Origin of the sequence: uncultured Methylobacterium sp. (assembly GCF_964251405.1) — a bacterium.
Taxonomy (GTDB): domain Bacteria; phylum Pseudomonadota; class Alphaproteobacteria; order Rhizobiales; family Beijerinckiaceae; genus Methylobacterium.
Window position 1 is genome coordinate 12,120 of sequence record NZ_CAXUJR010000034.1, and the last position, 6,375, is coordinate 18,494.

The window sequence follows — 6,375 nt, forward strand, 5'->3', positions numbered from 1 at the left end:
TTCTGGACGTCGCCATCGCTGTTGTGCTCGCCCTGCGCAGCGAGATCGCCGCCGAGCGCACCGCGGCCGATCACCGCGCTGATGTCGACGGCCGCAGAGGCACAGGCGGCGACCACCGCGGCCACGTCCGCCAGCCGGCCATCCGCCGCCACGGCTTGCGCAAGGCAGTCATCGAGGTGGGCGCCGATCTCCAGAGATCCTGCCGACATGATTTCCCATCCCCTTGCCAGTGTGGAGGCCGGAGAAACCCCCGGTTCGCTCCGCCGTCAAGCGCCCGTCATCGTCCATCGCTCGGCGCCTGGATCGGGCTTAATAGGGAGCCTGCAGCAGGCAAACCCTCCCCACAAGGAATTCTGAAAAAACTTGCGGGCACTCCCAAAAAAACTAGAAAAGCCGGATGCGCAACCTCTCTCTGAAACAGCTCCAGGCCGTCGCCGCCGTCTCCCGCCTCGGCACCATGACGCGGGCCGCCCAGGAGCTCAACGTCACCTCGGCCGCTCTCTATGCCCGCATCCGGCAGTTGGAGGAGGAAGCGGGCCTCCTCCTGTTCGACCGGACGCCGACCGGACTGAAACCCACCGATGCCGGGCGCGAGATGCTGTGGGCGATCGACAGCATCAACACGGTGCTGGAGACCTGCGCCGAGCGCCTGGAGATCCTCAAGGGCGGCGGCGGCGGGCGCGTCGCGATGGGAGTGGTGTCCACGGCGAAGTATTTCGCTCCCCAGGTGATCGCTGGGTTCTGCGCCCAGAACCCCGCCGTTGAGATCAACCTCGCCGTTGGCAACCGTGGCGACACGGTGGAGGCTCTTCGCAACTACGCCATCGATTTCGCCATCATGGGCCGGCCGCCGCGTGATTTCGCCATCGAGGCGGAGACCTTCGGCGCGCATCCCCTCGTGCTGGTGGCCCAGCCCGGCCATCGCCTCGCCGGCCGCTCCGGGCTGACGCGGGCGGATCTGTCCGAGGAATCCTTCCTCGTGCGGGAGGAGGGCTCCGGCACCCGCACGGTGTTCGAGGAGTTCATGTCCGGCGTGATGATCAAGCGCGCCAAGCTCGGGATCGATTCCGCCTCGAATGAGACCATCAAGCAGGCGGTGATGGCGGGCCTCGGCATCGCGCTGATCTCCGGCCATACGGTGGCGGCCGAGGTCGGAAGCCGTCGCCTCATCCTGCTCGACGTTCACGGATTGCCGATCCGGCGCGACTGGTACGCGGTGCGCCGCGCCGACAAGGTGCTCGGCCCGGCCGCGGCCGCGTGCTGGGACTTCGTGATCAAGGAAGGCGCACGCTGGCTGCCGACCCTCGACGTCTCGGCCGGGCGTATCCCATCGGAGTTCGAGGCGTGAGCCAATCAGGCATCGTCATCCTCGGTGCGGGACAGGCCGGGTTCCAGGTCGCCGCGTCGCTGCGGGAGGGCGGGTTCGTCGATCCCGTCACTCTGATCGGGGACGAGCCGGGCCTGCCCTACCAGCGCCCGCCGCTCTCGAAGGCCTATCTGGCTGGCAAGGTCGAGGCCACCGGCCTCGCGCTCCGGGCGCCGGCCTATTTCGAGGATCATGGCATCGTCCATCGCGGCGGCGTACGAGGGGTCGCCATCGATCGCGAGGCACGGGTCCTCCACCTCGACGACGGTACCTCGTTTGCCTACGAACACCTCGTTCTCGCGACGGGTTCGCGCAATCGGACCCTCCCGATGGCCGGTGCCGAACTCGCCGGGGTGCATCATCTTCGCTCGCTCGCCGATGCCGACTGCCTCCAGGCCGACCTGGCGGGAGCGGAATCGGTGGTGATCGTCGGTGCCGGGTTCATCGGCCTCGAATTCGCGAGCGTCTGCGCGGCCCGCGGGCTCGCCGTCGGCGTCGTCGAGGCCGGGGAGCGGCCGATGGCACGCGCGGTCTCGGCGCAGACCGCGTCCTACTTCACGCAGTCCCATGAAGCGGCGGGGGTGCGGTTCGCGTTCGGTGCCGGTATCCGGGACCTCGTTGCCGAGGCAGGTCGGATCGCCGGCGTGGTCATCGCCGACGGGACCGCGTTGAAGGCCGACCTCCTCCTCATCGGAATTGGCGTCGTGCCGAACCAGGAGATCGCGGCAGACGCCGGCTTGGAGGTCGCTGACGGCATCGTCGTCGATGCGCACCTCGCGACCGGCGATCCGGCGATCTCTGCCATCGGCGATGCGGCGCGCTTTCCGAGCCGCTTCGCATCGGGCCTGCCAGGCGGCGACCGCGTCCGCATCGAATCCGTTCAGAACGCGGTCGACCAGGGCCGATGCCTCGCCGCCCGTCTCGTCGGCAGGCCCGCTCCTTACGACGCGGTGCCGTGGTTCTGGAGCGACCAGGGTCCGCACAAGCTGCAGATCGCCGGCCTGTCTTCACCCTCCGACGAGGCCGTCGTCAGGCAGTCGGGCAATGGCCTCTCGGTTTTCCGTTACCGCGACGGACGCCTCAGCGCCGTCGAATCGATCGATCGCGCCGCCGACCACATGGCGGCGCGGCGCATCCTGACCCTCGGACTCCCCGTCACGCCTGAGCAGGCCGCCGATCCCGGATTCGACCTGAAGGCCCTGGCGAAAGGGGTTTGACCCTCAGCGGTCGTTCTCGGTGGTGAGGTCATCGGCGTGGGTGCCCTCGTCGCGACCGCGGCTGCTGAGCGTCACCCCCGGCTCGGTGCCGTTGCTGAAGCTGATGCCCGCATTCATGAGGGCGCTGCGCAGGGCCTCGACCTGCCCGGAGGCCGGATCGCCCGTTCCGGCCTCGAACCTGCTGACCGCATCCTCGCCGAACCCGACCTTGGCGGCGAGATCGGCCTGCGACCAGCCGAGCAGGGCTCTGGCGGCACGCGATTGGGACCCGCTCATGAGGATTGGTGACATGCCGTCCTGTGCGCCTTCGTCCGATCCCGCCACGTTGCCGACTCCTCGTTCGCGCTGCTTCGCTGCGGATAACGGAGCCGGAACCGGATCGTTCAGTCCCGTTTCGTTCCGCCGAAGAATGGGTTCGGTTCCGATCGGCACGGGACAGCCTCCGAAAGCGCCGGCACGGGCCTTGACCATATTTGTGCTGGAATCTTATCGGAATGGGCGATGCAATCCGGTGGAACAGACGTACCGGCACAGACCGGCACCAGCCCCCCGCGTCGCCGCGCCGGGCCGGGTCCGGACGGACTATCAGACGATCGACGCGATGGTGGCGCGAGAGGAGGCCGACCGATGAAAGCAAGATTGAGCGCCGCCACGGCCTGTGCCGTCGCGTGGACGACCCTGTTGGCCGGACCTGCGGCCAACGCCCAGATGTCGAACAACGTCACGGGATTCGGGCAGCAGAACCGCAACAAGGCCGAGCAGAAGCAGTATGTCCCGGCCGCCAAGGCTCAGGAGAAGATCTTCCCGCTCGATTCCACGTGGACGGCGGTGAGCCTGAACGGAAAGGCCTTCAACGGGACTGACCGGCCGAGCTTCATCATCGACAAGCAGTATCGTGCCCGCGGCTATGGCGGATGCAACACCTTCGCGGCGACCGCTTTCCCCTTGCGCGAACAGAACCTCGCCGTCGGTCCTCTCGCCCTCACCAAGAAGTCCTGCGACAAGGGCATCGGTGCCAGCGAGCAGGACTATTTCATCGCCCTGCGCACGGCAGGTCAGTGGGATCTCGTCGGCTCCCAGCTCGTGATCAAGAGCCAGAAGGGCGAGCTTCGCTTCGATCGCGCGCTCTGACGACGAGGTCCGCGGCCGTTAACGCCGCGTTGACGACGATCGACGGTCCCTCCATCCGGTTCACGCGGCCTCAACCACGACAGCGCCTGATCCTGCCTTCCGGCGGGATCGAGGCGCGTGATGGGTTCGAGGTTGGAGTGGAGCACCGGCAGCACTGGACTTCGCCGCGGGATCGCGCCGGACGAGACCCGCTACGCCTTCGCGCGCAGCTTCGACAGGCACGCGATCTGGATCGCCGCAGCCGCACCGCTCCTCGCCACCATCATGGTCCTCTCGGCCCTCTGACATCCCCGCGACGCCAATCCGGCATGTCGGCCTGATCGCTTGCGACCGGTTCTCCATGTGATCTCGGGTCTGCGCACGGGCGGGGCCGAGACCATGCTCGTCGCCCTGTGCCGGGCCCTGCAGTCTCGGGGCATTCCCCAGCACGTGGTCAGCCTGACGAAGGACGGCGCCAATCTCGCGGTTCTCCAGGCAGCGGGGATCGAGGTCCACGTGATCGCCCCGGAGGGGATCGTCGGCGCAGCCGCGTCGGTGATGCGGCTCGTCCGTTTGATCCGGCGCCTTCGGCCCGTCGTCCTGCAGGGCTGGCTCTACCATGGCGACCTCTTCGCCGCCCTCGGCCACAGGATGGCGGGGATGCCGAGGGGAACGCTCCTCGCCTGGGGCCTGCGCAACTCCGACATCGATCATGAGCGCTATGGCAGCCTGCTCCTGCTGGGCCGGTGGCTGTCCGGCTGGCCCGGTCTCGTCATCTCCAACAGCCAAGCCGGCGCTGATTTCCATCGATCGAGGGGCTACCGCCCGCGTCGGCTCGCCGTGATTCCGAACGGGATCGACACCGAGCGCTTTCGGCCCGAGCCGGCGCTCCGCGCGTCGGTCCGGATGGAATTCGGACTGGCGGAAGAGACGGTCGTCGCGGTTCACGTCGCCCGCCTCGACCCGATGAAGGATCACGCGACCCTTCTGGCCGTTGCGGAGCAGGTGCCGCGGATCCGCTTCCTCCTGGTGGGGGCCGGGACCGAGACGCTGACCCTTCCGCCAAACGCCACCGCGCTCGGGCGACGCGACGACCTCGAACGCATCTACGCGGCCGGAGACATCGTTGTCTCCACCTCGGCGTTCGGCGAAGGGTTCTCGAATGCCTTGGCCGAGGGCATGGCCGCCGGCTTGATACCGGTGGCGACCCGCGTCGGCGATTCGAGCCTGATCCTCGACGATGTCGGAACGCTCGTCCCACCCGGCGACGCCGAGGGGATCGCCGGAGCACTTGCAGACCTCGCCGCCCTGCCCGCTCCCGATCGCCGATCGATCGGCATAGCGGCGCGTCGCCGTGTCGTGAGCACCTTCGGCTCCACAATCATGCCCGACCGCTTCCTCGCGGCCTGGACGGGCGCCGGCGCCGACCTCGGCAGATCACGAGACCCACACGGCAAGAAAAACGATCTCTCATCCAGCGATTAGACAAAATGAATATTCTATCGCATGGGTAATCCCAAGGGGATACAGAAGGTTGTTGTTGTCCGGCCACGCTTGGCAATTGCCTCGCACGATCCGACGCGATATCCCGGCGCCATGCGACCGTGAGAGGGGCCCGATAGCCCTTTCATGGTCATGCAGGGCCGTCATGCGACGGCCATCGCAGAGGAGCTTCAGACGCCCATGGCCGAAACCACCGCTTCCACCGCCAAGGCCGGCCACGGCCGCATCTACGGCTCGATCACTGAGACCATCGGCAACACTCCCCTGGTCCGGCTGAACCGGATCACGAAAGAGCGGGGCATCGAGGCCGAGATCTTGCTCAAGCTCGAATTCTTCAACCCGATCGCCAGCGTCAAGGACCGCATCGGCGTCAACATGATCGACGCGCTCGAAGCCTCCGGCAAGCTCAAGCCGGGCGGCACGCTCGTCGAGCCCACGTCCGGCAATACCGGCATCGCGCTCGCCTTCGTGGCCGCCGCCCGCGGCTACCGCCTGATCCTGGTCATGCCCGAGACGATGTCGCTGGAGCGCCGCAAGATGCTGGCCTTCCTCGGCGCCGAACTCGCGCTGACCCCAGGACCCCAGGGCATGAAGGGCGCAATCGCCAAGGCCGAGGAACTCCTCGCCGAGATCCCCGGCGCCGTGATGCCCCAGCAATTTTCGAACCCGGCTAACCCCGAGATCCACCGCAAGACCACCGCGGAGGAGATCTGGAACGACACGTCGGGCCAACTCGACGCCTTCGTGGCGGGCGTTGGGACAGGCGGCACCATCACGGGCGTCGGCTCGGTGCTCAAGCCCCGCCTGCCCGGCCTGCGGATCGTCGCGGTCGAGCCGGTGGATTCGCCGGTGATCTCCGGTGGCCAACCCGGCCCTCACAAGATCCAGGGCATCGGCGCCGGCTTCATCCCTGACAACCTCGACCGCTCTGTGGTGGACGAGGTGATCACGGTCTCGAACCAGGAGGCGTTCGATACCGCGCGCCTCGTGGCGCGGCTCGAAGGCATCCCCGGCGGCATCTCCACCGGCGGCAACGTCGCCGCCGCCCTGAAGCTCGCCGAGCGCCCGGAGTTCCGCGGCAAACGCATCGTCACCGTGGCCTGCTCGTTCGCCGAGCGCTACATCTCGTCGGCCCTGTTCGAGGGGATCGGCTGACCATCGTCTGGCATGTCGCAAGCG

At 67.7% G+C, this 6,375-nt stretch carries 7 protein-coding genes and 1 pseudogene; 6 read left to right on the plus strand and 2 right to left on the minus strand.

Going from position 1 to position 6,375, the window contains the following annotated elements; genetic code table 11:
* Nucleotides 1-209, minus strand: a pseudogene (locus ACFE7U_RS08575) (class 1 fructose-bisphosphatase); the annotation flags it as partial.
* Nucleotides 210-397: 188 nt separating this feature from the next.
* Between ACFE7U_RS08575 and ACFE7U_RS08580 the strand changes: the two are divergent.
* Nucleotides 398-1,348 carry a LysR family transcriptional regulator gene (locus ACFE7U_RS08580; RefSeq protein ID WP_375409310.1) on the plus strand — a complete coding sequence of 317 codons (951 nt, stop codon included), beginning with the start codon at nt 398-400 and terminating at the stop codon, nt 1,346-1,348.
* Nucleotides 1,345-2,583: an NAD(P)/FAD-dependent oxidoreductase gene (locus ACFE7U_RS08585; protein WP_375409311.1), complete on the plus strand. Its 1,239-nt coding sequence runs from the start codon at nt 1,345-1,347 to the stop codon at nt 2,581-2,583. The genes ACFE7U_RS08580 and ACFE7U_RS08585 overlap by 4 nt, the downstream gene beginning before the upstream one ends.
* 3 nt (nt 2,584-2,586) lie before the next feature.
* On the opposite strand, the gene ACFE7U_RS08590 is transcribed toward ACFE7U_RS08585, so the two are convergent.
* Nucleotides 2,587-2,874, minus strand: a complete 288-nt coding sequence (locus ACFE7U_RS08590; RefSeq protein ID WP_375409312.1) for a multiprotein-bridging factor 1 family protein — start codon at nt 2,872-2,874, stop codon at nt 2,587-2,589.
* Nucleotides 2,875-3,210: 336 nt separating this feature from the next.
* Here ACFE7U_RS08590 and ACFE7U_RS08595 point away from each other — a divergent pair, with 336 nt between their 5' ends.
* The 4 genes from ACFE7U_RS08595 to cysK all read left to right on the plus strand — a co-directional run bounded on the left by ACFE7U_RS08595 (nt 3,211) and on the right by cysK (nt 6,351).
* Complete coding sequence (locus ACFE7U_RS08595; RefSeq protein ID WP_375409313.1) at nt 3,211-3,714, plus strand: META domain-containing protein; 504 nt, start codon at nt 3,211-3,213, stop codon at nt 3,712-3,714.
* A gap of 120 nt (nt 3,715-3,834) precedes the next feature.
* The gene (locus ACFE7U_RS08600; RefSeq protein ID WP_375409314.1) at nt 3,835-3,999 is read left to right on the plus strand and encodes a hypothetical protein; all 165 of its coding nucleotides are present in this window, start codon (nt 3,835-3,837) and stop codon (nt 3,997-3,999) included.
* Between the two features lie 57 nt (nt 4,000-4,056).
* Entirely contained in the window at nt 4,057-5,178 is a 1,122-nt protein-coding gene (locus ACFE7U_RS08605; RefSeq protein WP_375409315.1) for a glycosyltransferase, read from the plus strand.
* A 198-nt stretch (nt 5,179-5,376) separates the two neighbouring features.
* On the plus strand, nt 5,377-6,351 hold the full coding sequence (gene cysK, locus ACFE7U_RS08610) for a cysteine synthase A (RefSeq protein WP_375409316.1): 975 nt from the start codon (nt 5,377-5,379) through the stop codon (nt 6,349-6,351).
* Nucleotides 6,352-6,375: the final 24 nt, after the last annotated feature.